Genomic DNA, 18,395 nt, shown 5'->3' with positions numbered 1-18,395 from the left:
GAGGTGACGGACTTCCCGCAGCCGGACTCGCCGACCAGGCCCACGACCTGGCCCTGGTCGACCTCGAAGGAGACGCCGTCGACCGCCCGGGACTCCTTGCGGCCGCGGCCGCCGAAGGTGACGGTCAGTTCGTCGACAGTGAGCAGAGACATGGTGGTTCAGCCCCTCAGCTTCGGGTCGAGGGCTTCCCGCATGGCCTCGCCGAGGAGGGTGAAGCCGAGGGCGGTGATGATGATGCCGACGGCGGGGTAGACCGCCATCATCGGCGCGTTGTCGAAGAAGCGCTGCGCCTGGGCGAGCATGACGCCCCACTCGGGGATGGCCGGGTCGGGGTTGCCCAGGCCCAGGTAGGACAGGGCGGCCGCCTCGATGATCGCGGTGGCCAGGGAGAGCGTGGCCTGCACGATCACCGGGCTGAGCGAGTTGGGGACGATCTGCGAGAGCACGATGCGCCGCTTGCGCACACCCAGGGACTTGGCCGCGAGCACGTAGTCCGCGCCGCCCTGCGCCAGCATGGCGCCGCGCAGCAGCCGGGCGAACACCGGCACCTGGACCACACCCACGGCGATCATCACGGTGGTCAGTGACTGGCCCATGACGGCGGCGACGGACACGGCCAGCAGCAGCGAGGGCAGCGCCAGCATCATGTCGATGAAGCGCATGATGACGGAGTCGACGCGCCGTCCGGCCTCGCCGCCGAGGGTGGCGAAGGCTCCGGAGAGACCGCCGATCAGGAAGCCGGCGACCAGGCCGATCAGCGTGGAGACGACACCGACGAGCAGTGTCTGGCGGGCGCCGACCAGCATGCGGGAGAACATGTCCCGGCCGAGGTGGTCGAGCCCGAACCAGTTCTCGCCGCGCGGGCCGACGAACTCGCCCCGGTTGGGGAAGACCTCGCCCCGCCAGGTCTGGGCGGTCGGGGAGTACGGCGTGAGGTAGGGCCCGACGATCGCGATGAGCACGAACAGGGCGATGACGGCCGCGCCGATGATCGCCATCTTGCTGCGCCTGAGGCGGCGGAAGGCCTCCCGCCACAGGCTGGCGCCGGTGCTGGTCTCCTTGGTCGCGGTCAGTTCCGCGAGGCGCTGGATCTTGTCGGTCTTGGTGGCGACACTCATGTCAGTGCACCCGCACTCTCGGGTCGATGAGGCTGTACGCCAGGTCCACCAGCAGGTTGATCAGGACGTACACCATCGCGATGAACATGATGAACCCGACGAGCACGGGGTAGTCGCGGGCGTCGATCGCGGTCCGGATGAAGGAGCCGATGCCTCCGAAGGAGAACACCGACTCGGTCAGGACGGCGCCGGACAGCAGGGAGCCCGTGAGCAGGCCGATCGCGGTCACCACGGGGAGCATCGCGTTGCGCAGCACGTGCCGGCCGCGGACGACGCTCCGCTTGAGGCCCTTGGCCTCGGCGGTGCGGACGTAGTCCTCGTCCTGCACCTCGAGGACGCTGGCGCGGGTCATGCGCACGATGACCGCGAGCGGGATGGAGGCCAGGGCGACGGAGGGCAGGATCAGGTGCATGATCGCGTCCCAGGAGGCGTCGAACTCCCCGGTGAGGATGCCGTCCAGGACGGCGAAGCCGGTCACGCTGGTGGCGTCGATGCCGGTGTCCTGGCGTCCGTAGCTGGGGAAGATGCCGAGCTCGACGGCGAAGACGCCCTTGAGGATCAGGGCGAGGAAGAAGACCGGGATGCAGATGCCGACGAGCGAGCCGGAGACCGCGGTGACGTCGAGCCAGCCGCCGCGGTTGCGGGCGGCGAAGTAGCCGAGCGGGACGCCGACGGCCACGGCGATGAGGATCGCGAGGAGGGACAGCTCCACGGTCGCGGGGAAGCGCAGGACGAACTCGTCCCACACCGGCTGTCCGGTCTGGGTGGAGGTGCCCAGGTCGAGCTCGACGATGCGCTTGAGGAAGCGCCAGTACTGGACGTAGACGGGCTGGTCCAGCCCGAGCGCACGGTTGATGCGCGCCACTTCGGCCTCGGTGGCCTTTTCCCCCAGGATCGCTGAGGCGGGTCCGCCGGGCAGCCGGTCGAGCCACAGGAAGAGCAGAACCGACAGGCCGAGCAGCGTGGGTATGAGCTGGAGCAGTCTTCGTACGACGAGACGCAGCACCCCGCATGCCCCTTTCTTGCGTGATGTCTTACATGAATGGACCCGCCCGGCCGCCGAGTTGCGACGGCCGGGCGGACCCCCCGTTCTTGGTTTCCTGCCGCTTGCTCGCTTACTTGAAGGAGGCCTCGGAGAAGACTTCCTGCGTCAGCGGGGAGACGTTCGGCGGGTTCACGTTCTTGGCGAAGGCGATGGCCGGCGGGGAGGAGGAGACCGGGACGCCCGGCAGGTAGTCCATGATGACCTCGTTGGCCTTCTTGTAGGCCTCGACGCGCTCCTCGACGTTGCCCATCTTCGAGCCGGCGTTCACGGCGTCGAAGACCTTCTTGTCCTTGAAGCCCCACTGCTTGTCGTACCCGGCGAACCAGGTGCCGATGAAGTTGTAGCCGTCGTTGAAGTCACCGGTCCAGCCGAGCATGTGCAGGGCGCAGGAGCCGGCCTCGGTGGCGTCGAGGTAGTCCGGGGCCCACTTCATGGCCTTGGGCTTGACGGTGATGCCGGACTTCTCCAGGTCGGCCTTCATCAGCTCGAACAGGTCCTGCGGGGCAGGCATGTACGGGCGGGTGACCTCGGTCGGGTAGCAGAACTCGAGCTCGAGCTTCTCCTCACCGGCCTTCTTCAGGAGGCTCTTGGCCTTGGCGGGGTCGTGCGGGTACTTCTTGACGTTCTCGGAGTAGCCCGCGACCGTGTCGGGCATGAACTGGTCCGCGACCTTGCCGCCCTCGGGCAGCTGGGTCTTGACCAGGTTCTCCTTGTCGATGGAGTGCGCGACGGCCTGGCGGACCTCCTTCTTCTTGAGGGCCTTGTTGGCCTCCTGGCTCATGCCCACGTAGAAGAGGTTGAAGACGCCACGGGTCGGGACGACGTAGCCCTGGTCCTTGAGGGTCTTGACGTCGGCCGGGGCGACGAGGTCGTAGCCGTCGATGTCACCGGCCTGGAGCGCCTGGCGGCGGCCCTCCTCGGTGTCGATGGTGCGGAAGACGAGGTTCTTGATCTTCGCCTTCTCGCCCCAGTAGTCGTCGAAGCGCTCGAGGGTGACTTCCTTGTTGCCCTTGTTCCACTTGACGATCTTGTACGGGCCGGTGCCGGCGACCGTGCCGGCCTCCTGGCTGTACTTGGGGTACGTGATGGCATCGCCCTTGGCGGACGCCTCCTGCTTCTCGTACTCCTTGATGGCCTTCGGCGAGTGGATCGCCAGGGCGTTGAGGGAGAAGCCGCCGGGGAGGTTGGCGGAGGGCTCCTTGACCTCGATGACGGCGGTGTGCTCGTCCTTCGCGGTGCAGGACTTGTAGTTCGCCTCGGGCGTCTCCTTGTCCTCGTTCTTCGCGAAGCCGCCCATGATGGTCTGCCAGTAGTAGGAGACCGCGCTGGACTGGTAGGTGCCCGTCCAGTTGAACCAGTGGTCGTAGTTGGCGCACACGGCCGCGGCGTTGAACGCCTCGCCGTCGTGGAACTTCACGCCCTTGCGGAGGTTGAAGGTCCAGACGGTGCCCTCGTCGTTGCTCGACCAGGTCTCGGCGAGGCCGCCGACCAGCTTGGTGCCGCCGGACTCGTGCTCGAGAAGGGCCTCGAACGCCTGCCGCGTCACGCGGAAGGTTTCACCGTCGCTCGCGAGGGCAGGGTCCAGGGAGCCCGGGTCACCGGCACCGGCGAAGACGAAGGTGTCCTTCTCGCCGTCGCCCTTGCTCTTGTTGTCCCGCTCGCTGGAGCAGCCCGTAGCGATCAGACCGACCGCCACTGCGGCCGTGATCGCCCGAGCGGCTCGGGACTTGACTATGCGCATATTGGGGCCACTCCGGGTCCGCTATGTGGATGCATCTTGACCGGCCGAACACTACAGACGTTCACAGGAGGTCAGGAACAGTCCGGATAGCGGTGATACCTACCTGAGATCTGAACAGTTGACATAACGGGCGGTTCAGGCGGCCCTCCGTCAGGAGTTAACGCGTCCGACACACCGGGCGCCTTCCCGGGGGCCGTCCAGAGGACGCCGAGCGGCGTGAAGGACGGGTGAAACCGCAGGTGGCGGACGGTCGATGAGGCGCAGTGGAGCACGCCTGGCCGGAAACCGGCGCCGCATCAGCGCCGGACGGCGGGACGGACCGGACCGTGCCGGCGCTCGTGTCCACTCCGTGGACACGGTGACGCCGAGTCAGCGGGAGCGGGGCCCGTCCGGGCCGGCCGCACCGGTCCCCGCGGGTACGGCCCGGTCAGCGCCGGTGCGCGGGCGGGTAGCCGTAGCCCGAGGTGGGGGGCGGCACGGCACCGTGCGCCTCGCGGTCGTAGAACGGCCGGGAGTTGACGCGCAGCCACATCGCGACCGGGTCGTGCTCGTCGGACATCGCGACGGTCGACACGGGCAGCCCGTCCGGGACGGCCCCGAGGGACTGCTGCATCATGGCGCGCACCGCGTCGACGGCCTGCGGCGAGGTGTCGTACACGTCGAGGCCGATGGCGAGGTAGGGCGCGCCCAGCGCGGGCTGCACCCAGGCGCGGCGCAGCGCGCGGACGGCCGGGGTGCGGTGGGCGTTCTGCGCGAGCAGGGCGTAGAACTGCGGGATCTCGATGGCCGGCTCGGACAGTCTGAGGGGACCGGCGGGCTGGCGGTCCAGGCCGGTGGCGATGCGGCGCAGGTCCAGCCAGGGGATGCCCACTCCGCCGCCCGGAGCGTGCGGGTTGAGCCAGAGCCCGTAGTGGTCGGGGTAGAGCGCGCGGGCCACGTCGAGTCCGTCGACGACCTCGTACGACCGGTTCCAGCCACTGGCCGACAGCTCCTGGGCGGAGGTGACGCAGGGCGCGTAGCCGAAGCCGCCCACCTCCATGTTCCCGTACTGGGCGTCCGGGGAACCGGCCTGGCCGTGCCACAGCAGCATCCAGACCTGGCCGGTGGAGGGAGTCGCGAGCGCGCGCAGCAACGCCTCGTAGGCGTCGTAACGCCCGGGCGTCACCTGGCGCAGCATGTGCTCGACCTGCCCGGCCGCCGCGGTGCCAGCGCTCACTTGTATCGCCCCTCCGTACAACACCAGCCGGCCAATGAACCTAGCTTAAGCCGCCCGCCGCCCGGCGACCGCTGCCCGTACGGCACGCGGGCCGGCCGGGCGGTGCGGGCCGGCGGGCGCGGCGGCTCCGGGCGGGGTTACGAGGCGCGCTGGTAGAAGGGGCGGACCCGGTCGCGCATCCAGTCGCCCACCGGGTCCTGCGCCACGTCCAGCAGGACCAGGTTGACCGGCCACTTCACCGCCGTCCGGCCCAGCGCGCGGCCGAGGGCGTCCATCGGCAGGGCCCGCAGGTCCCCGTCCCAGCGGGACAGTTCCACACCGACGAACAGCACCGGGTCGGCCGTCTCGATCGCGGCGAGGCAGCGGCGGGCGGTGGCCACCACCCCGATGGTCTCGAACTCCGCCGAGGCCGCGCCGAGGAAGTCCACCGGGTCGTCCTGCCAGTCGGGCTCGAACAGCCGGACCCGGCCGCCGCCCGCCGGACCGTCCAGCGGGGTGCGCCCGGCCCGGCACAGCTCGGCCACGGCGGGCGGCGGCAGCGGGATGCCGACCACGCCCCCGGGGTTCACCGCGATCCCGGCCTGCGGCGGCAGACCGCGCGCGAACTCCACGGCCGGCGCGACGGTGTACGCCATGTGGGAGCCGACGACCTGGCGGAACTGCTCCTCGGAGCTGAACACCGGGACGTACGCCTGGCCGTCGAGTTCCATCGTGGGCAGGTCGAGCGGACCGCTGTGCGGGCCGCCGCCGTTCGGCAGGGGAACCCAGAGGAAGCTGCGGCCCAGGACCTCGATGATCCGGCCGCCCGCCGAGGGGATCCCGAGGGAGGCGGAGAGCACCTCCTCCAGCTCGTTTCCGGGCCATCCGCCGTGCGGGTGGGGGTGTGTCTGCGCCGGGAAGTCCATCTGCCTACCGCCTGCCTGGAACCACTGCTGTGGCTCAAAAGGCTAACCGCTGCCGCGCCGCGGCCGGTCAGCCCGTGAAGCCGATGCGGCGCAGCGCGTTCGCCGCGTCCCGGTCGATCAGGACCGCCGAGCCGCAGCCGTCGGGCAGTTCGCCCCGCTCCACCGCCCGCAGCAGCCGGTCGTTCGCCGCGCGGTGACGCAGGAACGCGTACCGGGAGACGCCCCGGCCCCGCTCGCGCTGGCCGGTCAGGGCCTGCTGCGGGGTGACGTCCAGGAGCAGCAGGTGCAGCCGGGCGCCCCGGCGCCGGGCCTCGCGGGCCAGCCAGCGGCGCACCCACGCCTGCGTGCCGCAGTCGTGCACGACGACCCCCCCGCCCGCGCGCAGCACCCTGCGCAGTCCGGCGTAGTGGGCGAGGCGGACCAGCGGGCGGTAGACGGCGTACGGCAGGAAGCGCGGCATCCGGCGGTCCCAGCGGTCGCGGGCGTCCTGGGAGTCGACGCGGGTGCCGCGCACCGCGCGCCGCATCAGCGTGGACTTGCCGCTGCCGGGCAGTCCGGTGACCACGACGAGGTCGCGGGGCCCGAAGAGCAGGGCGTGCGGGCTGCCGCCGGCGCGTTCGCGCAGGTCTCGGACGACCGGCGCCGGCAGCGCGCCGCGGGCCTTCCGGGCCAGAGCGGCCGGCTGCTCGGGCAGCGCGACGCCCGTGGTGGTGGCGCACGCCGTGGTCCTGTTCACCGTGATCGTCCTCCCCTGGGGCGGGTACCGGAGTCCCATCCCCGCCGAGTGTAAAGAGAAGGTAATGCCGAATCCCTCTCGTTTCCGTCCGTTTCCTGAAACAGTCCGTCCGCAGCCGGCTGTGACCGCCCGCGCACCCTGTGCATACCCAGGGAAGGTCCCCCTGCCGCACCCCGAAGATGCGTGCAATGATGGGCGCGCCAACTGCATACCGGCCGTTTGAATCCGCGCGGGAGAGTCCCCGGCACCGTTTGCCGCCGGGGCGCCGAAGGAGCAAGTCCCTCCCTTGAATCTCTCAGGCCCCGATACCGCGCGGGCGAGGCACATCTGAAAAGCGGGCCGCTGCGGCAGTACGCCAGCGGCTCCACCCAAGGTGCAAGCCGTGCCCCCGTCCCCTGCGCGGACGGTCATGGCGAACCTCTCAGGTTCCGATGACAGATGGGGAGGAACGTCCTCGCCCTCCCCCGCGTCCGGCTCGGTCCGCGCGGGGTCCCTCGCCCTGGGAGACCGACCGATGAGCAGTACCGAACTCCGCCGGACCGCGCTCGATGCGCTGCATCGTTCGCTCGGCGCGACGATGACCGACTTCGCCGGCTGGGACATGCCCCTGCGCTACGGCTCCGAGCGCGACGAGCACAACGCCGTGCGCACGAGGGCCGGCCTCTTCGACCTCTCGCACATGGGCGAGATCACCGTCACCGGCCCGCAGGCGGCCGCGCTCCTCGACTACGCCCTGGTCGGCAACATCGGCGGGGTCAAGCCCGGCCGCGCCCGCTACACCATGATCTGCCGCGAGGACGGCGGCATCCTGGACGACCTGATCGTCTACCGGCTCGGCGGGACCGAGGCCCCCGAGTACCTGGTGGTCGCCAACGCCTCCAACGCCCAGGTGGTGCTGGACGCCCTCGTGGAGCGCTCGGCCGGCTTCGACGCCGAGGTGCGCGACGACCGCGACGCCTACGCGCTGCTCGCCGTGCAGGGCCCCGAGTCCCCCTCCATCCTCGCCTCCCTGACCGACGCCGACCTGGACGGCCTGAAGTACTACGCCGGCCTGCCCGGCACCGTCGCCGGCGTCCCCGCGCTCATCGCCCGTACCGGCTACACCGGCGAGGACGGCTTCGAGCTGTTCGTGAAGCCGGAGCACGCGGTGGAGGTGTGGCAGGCGCTGACCAAGGCGGGCGAGGGCGCGGGCCTGGTCCCGTGCGGGCTGTCCTGCCGGGACACGCTGCGCCTGGAGGCGGGCATGCCGCTGTACGGACACGAGCTGACCACCTCCCTGACGCCCTTCGACGCCGGTCTGGGCCGGGTGGTGAAGTTCGAGAAGGAGGGCGACTTCGTGGGCCGCGCCGCCCTGGCCGAGGCCGCCGCGCGCGCCGAGCAGAACCCGCCGCGCGTCCTGGTCGGCCTGGTCGCCGAGGGCCGCCGGGTCCCGCGCGCCGGGTACGCGGTCGTCGCCGGCGGCGAGGTGATCGGCGAGGTCACCTCGGGCGCGCCCTCCCCGACGCTGGGCAAGCCGATCGCGATGGCGTACGTCGACGCGGCCCACGCGGCGCCGGGCACCGAGGGCGTCGGCGTGGACATCCGCGGCAGCCACGAGCCGTACGAGGTCGTGGCGCTGCCGTTCTACCAGCGGCGGAAGTGACACCGTCGTAGCGTCCCGGGCAGCCGTCCACGTGTGCGGCCGGGTACGTCGTACCTGCTCACGCGTGCTTCCCGCGCTCCCCTCAGTCATCAGCAGTCCCCCGCGTACAGGAGAATTCAGGCCATGAGCAACCCCCAGCAGCTGCGTTACAGCAAGGAGCACGAGTGGCTGTCGGCCGCCGAGGACGGCGTCTCGACGGTCGGCATCACGGAGCACGCGGCCAACGCGCTCGGCGACGTCGTCTTCGTCCAGCTCCCCGAGGTCGGTGACAGCGTGACCGCGGGCGAGACCTGCGGCGAGCTGGAGTCGACCAAGTCGGTCAGCGACCTGTACTCCCCGGTCTCCGGCGAGATCACCGAGGTCAACGAGGACGTGGTGAACGACCCGTCGCTGGTGAACTCGGCCCCCTTCGAGGGCGGCTGGCTGTTCAAGGTGCGGGTCACCGACGAGCCGGCCGACCTGCTGACCGCCGCCGAGTACGACGCCCACATCGCCGGCTGAGGAGTCGTCGCCGCATGTCGCTTCTGAACACGCCCCTGCACGAGCTCGACCCGGCCGTCGCCGCGGCGGTCGACGCCGAGCTGCACCGTCAGCAGTCCACCCTCGAGATGATCGCCTCGGAGAACTTCGCCCCGGTCGCGGTCATGGAGGCCCAGGGCTCGGTCCTCACCAACAAGTACGCCGAGGGCTACCCCGGCCGCCGCTACTACGGCGGCTGCGAGCACGTCGACGTGATCGAGCAGATCGCCATCGACCGCGTCAAGGAGCTCTTCGGCGCGGAGCACGCCAACGTGCAGCCGCACTCGGGCGCGCAGGCCAACGCCGCCGCGATGTTCGCGCTGCTCAAGCCCGGTGACACGATCATGGGTCTGAACCTCGCGCACGGCGGGCACCTGACCCACGGCATGAAGATCAACTTCTCCGGCAAGCTGTACGACGTCGTCGCGTACCACGTGGACGACACCGGCGTCGTCGACATGGCCGAGGTCGAGCGCCTGGCCAAGGAGCACAAGCCGAAGCTGATCGTCGCCGGCTGGTCGGCCTACCCGCGCCATCTGGACTTCGCCGCGTTCCGCCGGATCGCGGACGAGGTCGGCGCGTACCTCATGGTCGACATGGCGCACTTCGCCGGCCTGGTCGCGGCGGGCCTGCACCCGAACCCGGTGCCGCACGCCCACGTCGTGACGACCACGACCCACAAGACCCTCGGCGGCCCCCGCGGCGGTGTGATCCTCTCCACGGCCGAACTGGCCAAGAAGATCAATTCCGCGGTGTTCCCGGGCCAGCAGGGCGGTCCGCTGGAGCACGTGGTCGCGGCCAAGGCGGTCGCCTTCAAGGTCGCCGCGAGCGAGGACTTCAAGGAGCGGCAGCGCCGCACCCTGGAGGGCGCCCGCATCCTGGCCGAGCGCCTGGTCGAGGACGACGTCAAGGCCGTCGGCGTGGACGTGCTGTCCGGCGGCACGGACGTGCACCTGGTCCTGGTCGACCTGCGCGACTCCGAGCTGGACGGCCAGCAGGCCGAGGACCGGCTCCACGAGGTCGGCATCACCGTCAACCGCAACGCCATCCCGAACGACCCGCGTCCGCCGATGGTCACCTCGGGGCTGCGCATCGGCACGCCCGCGCTGGCCACCCGCGGCTTCACGGCCGAGGACTTCGCCGAGGTCGCGGACGTGATCGCCGAGACGCTGAAGCCGTCCTACGACGCCGAGGCGCTCCGGGCGCGGGTCACGGCTCTCGCCGGGAAGCACCCGCTGTACCCCCACCTGTAGTAATTTCGTACGCTTTTATGCGTATGAACATCCGGGGCATCGCGCACACTGGGCCCGTGGGCGCGGTGCCCCGCACCGTGAACCGCACACGTGACGTCCCCCTCTGAAACCCCTTCGATCCACCCTTTCCCCGGTGGACAGCGCCGTCCGCCGAACCCCTAGGAGTCCTCCCGTGGCCATCTCGGTCTTCGACCTGTTCTCGATCGGCATCGGCCCGTCCAGCTCGCACACGGTCGGCCCGATGCGGGCGGCCCGCATGTTCGCCCGGCGGCTGCGCAGCGAGGACCTGCTGGGCTCCGTCGCCTCGGTCCGGGCCGAGCTGTACGGCTCCCTCGGCGCCACCGGCCACGGCCACGGCACGCCCAAGGCGGTGCTGCTCGGCCTGGAGGGCGACTCGCCGCGCACGGTGGACGTGGAGACGGCCGACGAACGGGTGGAGAAGATCAAGGACGGCGGCCGGATCCGCCTCCTCGGCGAGCACGAGATCGCCTTCTCCTTCGACGACGACATGGTGCTGCACCGCCGCAGGGCGCTCCCGTACCACGCCAACGGCATGACCCTGTGGGCGCACGACGCGTCCGGCGCCGAGCTCCTGACCAAGACGTACTACTCGGTCGGCGGCGGCTTCGTCGTCGACGAGGACGCGGTGGGCGCGGACCGCATCAAGCTGGACGACACCGTCCTGAAGTACCCCTTCCGCACGGGTGACGAGCTGCTGCGCCTGACGAGGGAGACGGGCCTGTCCATCTCCGCCCTGATGCTGGAGAACGAGCGCGCCTGGCGGACCGAGGAGGAGATCCGCGCGGGCCTGCTGGAGATCTGGCGGGTGATGCAGGCGTGCGTGGCGCGCGGCATGTCCCGCGAGGGCATCCTGCCGGGCGGCCTGAAGGTGCGCCGCCGCGCCGCGAACACCGCGCGCAAGCTGCGCTCCGAGGGCGACCCGAAGGCCCTCGCCATGGAGTGGATCACCCTCTACGCGATGGCGGTGAACGAGGAGAACGCGGCCGGCGGCCGCGTGGTCACGGCCCCGACGAACGGCGCGGCCGGCATCATCCCGGCGGTGCTGCACTACTACGTCAACTTCGTGCCGGGCGCCGACGAGGAGGGCGTGGTCCGCTTCCTGCTCGCCGCCGGCGCCATCGGCATGCTCTTCAAGGAGAACGCCTCCATCTCCGGCGCCGAGGTCGGCTGCCAGGGCGAGGTCGGCTCCGCCTGCTCGATGGCCGCGGGCGCCCTCGCCGAGGTGCTCGGCGGCACCCCGGAGCAGGTCGAGAACGCCGCCGAGATCGGCATGGAGCACAACCTGGGCCTGACCTGCGACCCGGTCGGCGGCCTGGTCCAGATCCCGTGCATCGAGCGCAACGGCATGGCCGCGGTGAAGGCGGTCACGGCGGCGCGGATGGCCATGCGCGGCGACGGCTCGCACAAGGTGTCCCTGGACAAGGTCATCAAGACGATGAAGGACACCGGCGCGGACATGTCGGTCAAGTACAAGGAGACGGCGCGGGGCGGGCTGGCGGTCAACATCATCGAGTGCTGAGGGAGCGGAACGGTCCCTCGGCGGCCCGTTGTCCCTGAGCGGCCCGTTCGCCTCTCTCAGCGCGGGTCGGGCCCCCCACCGGGCACAGCGCCGCGCCGTGCCCGTCACACGCCCGCGCCGACGCCCTGCCGCAGGGCGCGTCCGATCCGGCGCACCACAGTGGTGGGATTCAGCCCGCGCTCGACGCGCAGGAGGAAGCCGACCGGAGAGGCGGCGAGCGCTTCGTCGCGCTGCCGCCGGGCTCCGCCGAGGATGCCCACGGCCGTCGCGCCGACACCGGCCACGATGCCCGCCGCGCTGCCCGCCACGGTGCCGCCGACCGTCGCGATCAGCCCGCTCGCCAGGGCCGCCGAGGTGGGCGTGTCGAACGTGGTGCCGACGGAGGTGCTGATCGTCTGGAGGCCGATGCCGTTCATGGCCCTGCGCAGCTTCTCCAGCTCGGCCTCGAAGTCCTTGCGCACCGCCTGCCGTACGTACATCTCCAGTGCCTGGGGACTGCGGATGCCGGCCAGTTCCTCGGACAGGTCCGCCGCCGTCCGGGCGACGGCGTCCAGGTACGCGAAGAACTCCGGCTCGTACTTCTTGCGCAGGGCCACGATCTTCTCGACGGGCACCGTGGCGAGCCGTGCGGGGAGCACGCACCGCACCGACAGCACCCCGACCCGCTCCGCCAGGTCGCCGGTCCCGACCGGGGGCGGGGCACCGTCCAGGAGGACCGCCGCCATCCGCCCGGCGTCCCAGGCGTCGACGGCCGTGTGGGCGGCCTCCTGGTCGGTGACGGGGAGGAGGGCGGTGCGGCCCGCGAGCTCGGCGGTCAACGCGCACTTGTAGACCCAGGCGAGCGCCGGGTCCGTCCCCACCCACTCGTGGTACGCGTCGTGGCTGACCGTGTTGCGCACCCGGCGCACCGCCAGTCCGGTGCCGAACAGGGCCTCCTTCAGCTCCGGCGACATCTCCCCCGGGTACAGGCCCGCCAACGGCCGTCCCGCGGGCGGGAGAAGGCGCCCGCGACCGGCCACGAGCGCCGGGTCGCCGGGCGGCGAGGGCTCGGCGTTCACGGCGTCCGCGACATCCGGGTCGTCACCGCCGCGGACCCCGAAGCGGTTCCGCAGCTCACCGTCGCGCTCGTTCACGAGGCGCAGCATGTGCCGTGACGCCGCCTCGACGGCCTCGGCGGGGTCGATGTCCCGGACGAAATCGAGATCGTCCCGCAGGGCGCGGACGTGGTCCGGGTCCGAGACGCGGAAGCCCTCGGGCACCACCCGGGCCATCTGCGGCAGGTACAGCGCGGCGGCCTTGATCCACGCCGGGTCGCGAAAGTGGACGTACGGGTAGTACAGGCCGGTGCGCTGCACGGTCATGCTCCTTCCGAGAGGGTCCCCGAGCCCTGCGGGCGATCGTCCGGTGGTGCCGCGGGCACCGGGCACCGCGCCGGCATGCCGCGCGACGCCCGGCCGTATCGCCCCGTGAGGTCGGGCACGAGTCTCCGTGATCGTGTGTTCCGGTGTCACGCGGGGATCCGGGGAGCTGTCCGGGAAGGGAGCCCCGGCGGCCGAGAGGGCCGGTACGAGCGGTGGGTGTCCGGCGTGTGGTCTCATGACCGGCGCGGTTCCGCCGCCGGGCGGGAGCGTGCTGCGGACCGGGTTCCGGTGGTCGAGCACTGTGCCGGGCCCCCCGGGTCCGGGCACCTCGGGGGTCAGGCCGGTCCGCCCTGTGGTGCACGCCGCCGACCCGACGGCGCAGGGGTCCGCCGATCCGGGGCCCTGCTGCAGCGGGTGAGCGCCGCCGTCACCGCGGTGACGGCCCCGGAGCAGGTGCAGGTGTGCCTGTGGTCGCACGCGGGCGGGGTTCCCGGCCGCGTTCACTTCGTCGTGCAGCCCGTCGGGCGGCGGGACCCGGCGCGGTTCGGCGCCTTCGGCCCCGCGCTGCGGCCGGCCATGGGGGGGCGGGGTGTTTCCCCGGGCGACCGAGGGGGAGCGGATCCGTGACCGGTTGAGGGCGGTTCTCGACCGAACACGCCTCCTGGGGGTACGCGCGCTTCGCCGGCGACCGCGCCGACGCGTGGACGCCGTCCCGGTGGGGAAGGAACCACTCGACTCCCCTCCTTCGCAAGCACGTCAGGGAGCCTGCATGCTGCGTGGCATCGATGTGAGCTCGTACCAGCCCTCCTCGTACGACACCGACGGCCTGTCCTTCGTCTTCGTCAAGGCGACGGAGGGGCGTTCGTACACCAACCCCAGGCTTTCCGCCCAGACGAAGACGGCCCGCGACGCCGGTCTGGTGGTCGGCTTCTACCACTTCCTCTGGCCGGGCAACCTCACGGCCCAGGCGGAGTACTTCGTGAGCAAGACCCCGGAGAAGCGAGGTGACATCCTGGCGGTCGACTGGGAGACCACCGGCGAGGGCACGCACGCGAGCAACTCCGAGAAGGACCGCTTCATCCGGAAGGTGAAGGAACTGCGCCCGCACCACCGGGTCGTCCTCTACTGCAACCGGAACTTCTGGCTCAACGTCGACACCACCTCCTACGCCGGCGACGGCCTCTGGATCGCCGACTACGTCACCGCGGGCAAGCCCCGCATCAAGGCGAAGTGGCGTTTCCACCAGTACACCGACGACCCGCTGGACAGGAACGTCGCCGACTTCTCCGGCAAGGCGGCCCTGAAGGAGTGGGCCGAGGGCGCCTGACCTCCGCTCGGCCGGAGGTCAGGCGCGGGGTGCGCTACGCCCGGAACTCCGGTGCGCGTTCCGGGGACGCCTCCGCCAGTGCCTTGGTGACGGCCTCGGCGCCCGCCCGCAGGCCGTAGACCGGGGTGCCGGGCTGCTGGCGCCAGGAGTCGTCGAGGCCGCCCGCGTCGACGGTGTCGAAGCCGAGCTCCTCGATCAGGGCCCGGACCTTCCGCTTGGCCGCCTCGTCGTCACCGGCGACGGGGAGGGCCATCCGGTCGGGGGCGCCGGCGGGGCGGTGGCGGTCCAGGATGTCCTGGGCGTACGTGCCGTTGAAGGCCTTGATCACCGGGTGCCCGATCTGCCGCTGCGTCCAGCGGCTCTCGGTGAGGCCCTCGTCCTCGATGCCGGGGATCCTCCCGTCGCGCTGCCGCGGGTAGTAGTTGCCGGTGTCGATGACGGCGAGGCCGTCCGCGGCCTCGTCGAACAGGCCGGACGGCAGGTCCGGGACCGCCTTCAGCGGGATGGTGACGACCACGATCTCGGCGCCCCGGGCCGCCTCCTCGACCCGCACCGGGGTCGCCCCGGTCTCCTCGGCCAGCTCCGTGAGCGTGTGCGGGCCGCGGGAGTTGGCGACGGAGACGTCGTGCCCGAGGGCGGTGAGCCGCCGGGTGAGGTTTCCGCCGATGTTGCCCGCGCCGATGATGCCGATCTTCATGTCCGACTCGCCTCGCCCTTCCGGGGATCGGTGTCCGCTCCGGTTCCCCTCGGGAACCGCCGTGATCGGCACCAACCTCCCCGCCGGGCGGACTATTCCGGTCCCGGTGCCGCACGGGCGGCATCGCGTCCGTGCCGGGCACGGCGCAGGGGCCCGGCCCGCACGTGGGGATGTGCGTGCCGGGCCCCTGCACAGGGACTCACTTGTTCAGGTGGGCCCAGAACTCGTCGAAGGACAGGACCTTGTCGCCGTTCAGGTCCCGGGACTTGATGACCGCCTCCGCGACCGCCTCGGTGACGTTCCAGTCACCGCCCTGGGCGAGGGCGGTCTTGAACTCGGCGGCGGTGATGAATCCGTCCCCGTCCGTATCGATCCGCTCGAACTGCTTGCGCGCTTCCTCGATGTCCGCCACCGATCCGCCCCTTTTGTCTCGTTTTTCATGCTCTGCCGGACTCCCCTGGAGTCCTGATGACGCTGGTCAGATTAACTGCCCACGTGAGCCCTCAGTGCGGCGACCACCCACCCGAACTCCTCCTCGTGGGAGGACGGGGGTTCCATGCCGTTCACGAGCGCGGAGAGTGCGCGGTAGCGGGCGAGGCGGTCGTCGGTCGCCGCCGCGACCTGCGCCACCGTCGTCTCGCCGCTGAGCACCCGGCGCGCGTCGGCGAGGCCGAGTCCCAGCTCGCGCAGGGTGCGGATCAGTTCCAGGCGGGCCGCGGAGCCGGCGTCGTGGAGCCGGTGACCGCCGGCGGAACGGGTCACCGGGGGCAGGGCGCCCTCGTCGGACCAGTAGCGGATGGTGCGCACGGACGGGCCGGTGGCGCGGGCGAGCTCGCCGATGGCGAGAAGTCCGGTGCCGTCGTCGATCATGTCTGCGAGTCTGGGCCTTCCAGTGGGTGGAGACTCAAGGAGCACGAGGGTGACGGACACGCTGCGGAACATTCTCGACGCGGCGGCGCGCGGCGTCTTCCCGGCACCGGACGGCGGCACGACGGTGGTGGCCCAGCCCTCCGTCCGGGACGCGGGGGTGCTGGCGTTCACCGGGCACTCCGTCGTCTTCACCGACGAGGATCCCGCGTGGGTGCGGCGGACGCTGGCCTCGGCCGACTGCGACGCGCTGGCCGCCACCATGCACGCCCGCTTCCTGACCGCCTTCATGGAACGCACGGGGCGGCGGACGGACACGATCGACGTGATGACGGTGGCGGACCCGCTGCCGGACGGTCCGCCGCTCGCCCTGGAGGAGGTCGGCGACCCCGGCCATCCCCGGGTGGTGAGCGCCCGCAGCCGGCGCGACGACGTGCGGGTGTGGACGGCGGACGGGGGCGTGCTGGTCCTGGGGCGCGGGGTCGCGGGGCGGCTGGAGGCCGCGGTGGAGGTGGCGGAGGAGGCGCGGCACCGGGGCCTGGGACGGCGGCTGGCGCTGGCGGCGCGGCAACTGGCCGGGGGCGAGCCGGTGTGGGCGCAGATCTCTCCGGGGAACGCCCGCAGTCTCCGGGCGTTCCAGGCGGCCGGTTACCGGCCGGTGGGTTCGGAGGCGCTGTTCCTGCGCGACTGAGGGCAGCGCGCCGGTGCGGTGCGCCGGCACCGGCGGAAGGCACTCCGGGATCCGGGGGTTCGGGGGGCCGGGGACTCGGGGCCCGGGGATCCGCAGCGGACCGCCGGGCGCGTCAGCGGTCCGCGACGCGCATCTCGAACCAGGTGGTCTTGCCCCGGGGCAGCAGGTCGACGCCCCAGCGGTCGGCGAGCTTGTCGACGAGGAAGAGGCCGCGGCCGCTGACGTCCATGTCCTGGACCGGCATCAGACAGGGCAGGGCGCGGGAGGGGTCACGGACCTCGACGCGGATCCAGCCGCGCCGACGGCGCAGCCGGAGGCCGAAGACGCGGGCGCCGGTGTGGCGTACGGCGTTGCCGACGAGCTCGGAGACGAGCAGGACGGCGTCCTCGGTGATCTTGGCGCCGAGGCCCCACTGGCGCAGGATCACGACCTGGGCGAGCCGGCGCGCGGTGGCGGCGGACTCGGGCCGGGACGGCAGCGGAACCTCTGCCTCCGTCGGATTGCCGAACAACTCCAGCGCCTCCAGGGCGCGTTCGTCCTCGGCCGTCGGCGACCAGCGCGACGCGGTCGCACGTCCGTCTCCCCGCGGCTGTTCCATGCCCTCCAGCCCCGCCATGCCCCCATCATGGCCGTCCCCGGGACCCCCCGGAGCCGTTCCGGGGGAATACGCCCCCCGTGCGCCCCCGTTCCGCAACGGTCCACCGGCATATGCCGTAGGCACTTCGGAATCGTCGGCGGCCCGCCCGGCCTGCGGAAACGGTTCGCTGTGCGGCAATCGACGGGCCCCCTCGACACGACAGGCTTAAGGGTGCTCCAAGGCTCCCACAAACCGCCCCATCGAGGGACCCGGATGAGACACCGCGTCAATTGCAAGACCCTGGACGTGTGTTCAGAGGAACTTCGCCTTGCCGGGGCCCTCCTCCACGAAGCTGCGCATCCCCCGCTCGCGGTCCTCGGTGGCGAACAGACCCGCGAACCAGTTGCGCTCGACGGCGAGACCGGTGTCGATGTCCGTCTCGAGACCGGTGTCGACGGCCTCCTTGGCGGCGCGCAGGGCGATCGCCGGGCCCTGGGCCAGCTTCGCGGCCCACGCGTGCGCCTGCTCGTAGACCTCCTCGGCGGGGACCACGCGGTCCACCAGTCCGAGCACCAGCGCCTCGTCGGCCCTGACCTGACGGCCCGTGAAGATGAGGTCCTTCGCCTTGGACGGGCCGATCAGCCGGGACAGGCGCTGGGTGCCGCCCGCGCCCGGGATGAGGCCGAGCAGGATCTCGGGCTGGCCCAGCTTGGCGTTCTCCCCGGCGATGCGGTAGTCGGCGCAGAGCGCGAGCTCGCAGCCGCCGCCGAGCGCGTAGCCCGTCACCGCGGCCACCACCGGCTTGGGGATGCGGGCCACGGCGGTGAAGGAGTCCTGCAGGGCGCGGGCGCGCAGGACCATCGCGGCGTGGTCCATGGCCCGCATCTCCTTGATGTCCGCGCCCGCCGCGAACACCTTCTCCCCGCCGTAGATCACCACGGCGCGCACGTCGTCGCGGCGCGTGGCCTCCTCGGCGAGTTCCTTCAGACGGTCCTGCGTGGCGATGTCCAGCGCGTTCATGGGCGGGCGGTCCAGGCGCAGCGTGCCGACGCCGTCCGCGACTTCGAGATGTACGGTCATGCCAGCAGGTTAACGGCGACTAACGGCAACCGGGCCGGTGCGGTCCCTCACACTCGGCCGGGGGTCCGGGGGTCGCCCCC

18 protein-coding genes, 1 pseudogene and 1 riboswitch are annotated in these 18,395 nt (G+C 71.7%); of the genes and pseudogenes, 6 read left to right on the top strand and 13 right to left on the bottom strand.

Going from position 1 to position 18,395, the window contains the following annotated elements; all coding sequences use genetic code 11:
- The 7 genes from RIM90_RS12410 to RIM90_RS12380 form a co-directional block, all read right to left on the bottom strand.
- Positions 1-152 (bottom strand): ATP-binding cassette domain-containing protein (locus RIM90_RS12410; RefSeq protein WP_309060715.1); only part of this gene is annotated, 152 nt, incomplete at its 3' end.
- A 6-nt stretch (positions 153-158) separates the two neighbouring features.
- Entirely contained in the window at positions 159-1,118 is a 960-nt protein-coding gene (locus RIM90_RS12405) for an ABC transporter permease (protein ID WP_309060713.1), read from the bottom strand.
- Between the two features lies 1 nt (position 1,119).
- Positions 1,120-2,124, bottom strand: a complete 1,005-nt coding sequence (locus RIM90_RS12400; RefSeq protein WP_309060712.1) for an ABC transporter permease — start codon at positions 2,122-2,124, stop codon at positions 1,120-1,122.
- A gap of 109 nt (positions 2,125-2,233) precedes the next feature.
- Positions 2,234-3,904, bottom strand: coding sequence for an ABC transporter substrate-binding protein (locus RIM90_RS12395; protein WP_309060711.1), 1,671 nt, complete (start codon positions 3,902-3,904; stop codon positions 2,234-2,236).
- A gap of 427 nt (positions 3,905-4,331) precedes the next feature.
- The gene (locus tag RIM90_RS12390; protein WP_309060714.1) at positions 4,332-5,081 is read right to left on the bottom strand and encodes an enhanced serine sensitivity protein SseB C-terminal domain-containing protein; all 750 of its coding nucleotides are present in this window, start codon (positions 5,079-5,081) and stop codon (positions 4,332-4,334) included.
- Positions 5,082-5,257: 176 nt separating this feature from the next.
- A complete protein-coding gene (locus RIM90_RS12385; protein ID WP_309060710.1) occupies positions 5,258-6,025 on the bottom strand; it encodes an enhanced serine sensitivity protein SseB in 768 nt (255 codons plus the stop codon).
- Positions 6,026-6,092: 67 nt separating this feature from the next.
- Positions 6,093-6,761 (bottom strand): AAA family ATPase, encoded by a 669-nt coding sequence (locus tag RIM90_RS12380; RefSeq protein WP_309060709.1) that lies wholly within the window; start codon positions 6,759-6,761, stop codon positions 6,093-6,095.
- Between the two features lie 220 nt (positions 6,762-6,981).
- A riboswitch (glycine riboswitch) is annotated at positions 6,982-7,082 on the top strand.
- Between the two features lie 193 nt (positions 7,083-7,275).
- On the opposite strand from RIM90_RS12380, the gene gcvT reads away from it, so the two are divergent.
- The 4 genes from gcvT (at position 7,276) to RIM90_RS12360 (ending at position 11,715) form a co-directional block, all read left to right on the top strand.
- Positions 7,276-8,403, top strand: coding sequence for a glycine cleavage system aminomethyltransferase GcvT (gene gcvT, locus RIM90_RS12375; RefSeq protein ID WP_309060708.1), 1,128 nt, complete (start codon positions 7,276-7,278; stop codon positions 8,401-8,403).
- A gap of 123 nt (positions 8,404-8,526) precedes the next feature.
- Positions 8,527-8,904, top strand: coding sequence for a glycine cleavage system protein GcvH (gcvH, locus tag RIM90_RS12370; protein ID WP_309060707.1), 378 nt, complete (start codon positions 8,527-8,529; stop codon positions 8,902-8,904).
- 14 nt (positions 8,905-8,918) lie between these two features.
- Positions 8,919-10,175 (top strand): serine hydroxymethyltransferase, encoded by a 1,257-nt coding sequence (gene glyA / locus RIM90_RS12365; RefSeq protein WP_309060706.1) that lies wholly within the window; start codon positions 8,919-8,921, stop codon positions 10,173-10,175.
- A 172-nt stretch (positions 10,176-10,347) separates the two neighbouring features.
- A complete protein-coding gene (locus RIM90_RS12360) occupies positions 10,348-11,715 on the top strand; it encodes an L-serine ammonia-lyase (RefSeq protein ID WP_309060705.1) in 1,368 nt (455 codons plus the stop codon).
- Positions 11,716-11,819: 104 nt separating this feature from the next.
- On the opposite strand, the gene RIM90_RS12355 is transcribed toward RIM90_RS12360, so the two are convergent.
- Entirely contained in the window at positions 11,820-13,076 is a 1,257-nt protein-coding gene (locus tag RIM90_RS12355) for a DUF6236 family protein (protein ID WP_309060704.1), read from the bottom strand.
- A gap of 769 nt (positions 13,077-13,845) precedes the next feature.
- On the opposite strand from RIM90_RS12355, the gene RIM90_RS12350 reads away from it, so the two are divergent.
- Complete coding sequence (locus RIM90_RS12350) at positions 13,846-14,403, top strand: glycoside hydrolase family 25 protein (protein ID WP_309060703.1); 558 nt, start codon at positions 13,846-13,848, stop codon at positions 14,401-14,403.
- Between the two features lie 34 nt (positions 14,404-14,437).
- Here RIM90_RS12350 and RIM90_RS12345 read toward each other — a convergent pair whose 3' ends face one another.
- The 3 genes and pseudogenes from RIM90_RS12345 to RIM90_RS12335 form a co-directional block, all read right to left on the bottom strand.
- Complete coding sequence (locus RIM90_RS12345; protein ID WP_309060702.1) at positions 14,438-15,172, bottom strand: NAD(P)-binding domain-containing protein; 735 nt, start codon at positions 15,170-15,172, stop codon at positions 14,438-14,440.
- Positions 15,173-15,299: 127 nt separating this feature from the next.
- Complete coding sequence (locus RIM90_RS12340) at positions 15,300-15,512, bottom strand: EF-hand domain-containing protein (protein WP_184828615.1); 213 nt, start codon at positions 15,510-15,512, stop codon at positions 15,300-15,302.
- Between the two features lie 200 nt (positions 15,513-15,712).
- A pseudogene (locus RIM90_RS12335) lies at positions 15,713-15,970 on the bottom strand (MerR family transcriptional regulator); the annotation flags it as partial.
- Here RIM90_RS12335 and RIM90_RS12330 point away from each other — a divergent pair.
- The gene (locus RIM90_RS12330; RefSeq protein WP_375165433.1) at positions 15,969-16,658 is read left to right on the top strand and encodes a GNAT family N-acetyltransferase; all 690 of its coding nucleotides are present in this window, start codon (positions 15,969-15,971) and stop codon (positions 16,656-16,658) included. The pseudogene RIM90_RS12335 and the gene RIM90_RS12330 sit on opposite strands and share 2 nt — an antisense overlap.
- Before the next feature lie 112 nt (positions 16,659-16,770).
- On the opposite strand, the gene RIM90_RS12325 is transcribed toward RIM90_RS12330, so the two are convergent.
- Both RIM90_RS12325 and RIM90_RS12320 read right to left on the bottom strand, forming a co-directional pair.
- Positions 16,771-17,274, bottom strand: a complete 504-nt coding sequence (locus RIM90_RS12325) for an ATP-binding protein (protein WP_309060700.1) — start codon at positions 17,272-17,274, stop codon at positions 16,771-16,773.
- A gap of 273 nt (positions 17,275-17,547) precedes the next feature.
- Complete coding sequence (locus RIM90_RS12320; RefSeq protein ID WP_309060699.1) at positions 17,548-18,315, bottom strand: enoyl-CoA hydratase-related protein; 768 nt, start codon at positions 18,313-18,315, stop codon at positions 17,548-17,550.
- Positions 18,316-18,395 lie beyond the last annotated feature (80 nt).

This window comes from Streptomyces sp., assembly GCF_031181555.1.
In the GTDB taxonomy this organism is placed as follows: Bacteria; Actinomycetota; Actinomycetes; order Streptomycetales; family Streptomycetaceae; genus Streptomyces; species Streptomyces fimbriatus.
This window is presented reverse-complemented; position numbering and strand designations above follow the sequence as displayed.

Bases quoted from the DNA above. Each gene is read 5' to 3' on its own strand.
- RIM90_RS12405 (WP_309060713.1), bottom strand. From the start codon at position 1,118: ATGAGTGTCGCCACCAAGACCGACAAGATCCAGCGCCTCGCGGAACTG.
- RIM90_RS12395 (WP_309060711.1), bottom strand. From the start codon at position 3,904: ATGCGCATAGTCAAGTCCCGAGCCGCTCGGGCGATCACGGCCGCAGTG.
- RIM90_RS12390 (WP_309060714.1), bottom strand. From the start codon at position 5,081: ATGCTGCGCCAGGTGACGCCCGGGCGTTACGACGCCTACGAGGCGTTG.
- RIM90_RS12385 (WP_309060710.1), bottom strand. From the start codon at position 6,025: ATGGACTTCCCGGCGCAGACACACCCCCACCCGCACGGCGGATGGCCC.
- gcvT (WP_309060708.1), top strand. From the start codon at position 7,276: ATGAGCAGTACCGAACTCCGCCGGACCGCGCTCGATGCGCTGCATCGT.
- gcvH (WP_309060707.1), top strand. From the start codon at position 8,527: ATGAGCAACCCCCAGCAGCTGCGTTACAGCAAGGAGCACGAGTGGCTG.
- glyA (WP_309060706.1), top strand. From the start codon at position 8,919: ATGTCGCTTCTGAACACGCCCCTGCACGAGCTCGACCCGGCCGTCGCC.
- RIM90_RS12355 (WP_309060704.1), bottom strand. From the start codon at position 13,076: ATGACCGTGCAGCGCACCGGCCTGTACTACCCGTACGTCCACTTTCGC.
- RIM90_RS12350 (WP_309060703.1), top strand. From the start codon at position 13,846: ATGCTGCGTGGCATCGATGTGAGCTCGTACCAGCCCTCCTCGTACGAC.
- RIM90_RS12330 (WP_375165433.1), top strand. From the start codon at position 15,969: ATGTCTGCGAGTCTGGGCCTTCCAGTGGGTGGAGACTCAAGGAGCACG.
- RIM90_RS12325 (WP_309060700.1), bottom strand. From the start codon at position 17,274: ATGGCGGGGCTGGAGGGCATGGAACAGCCGCGGGGAGACGGACGTGCG.
- RIM90_RS12320 (WP_309060699.1), bottom strand. From the start codon at position 18,315: ATGACCGTACATCTCGAAGTCGCGGACGGCGTCGGCACGCTGCGCCTG.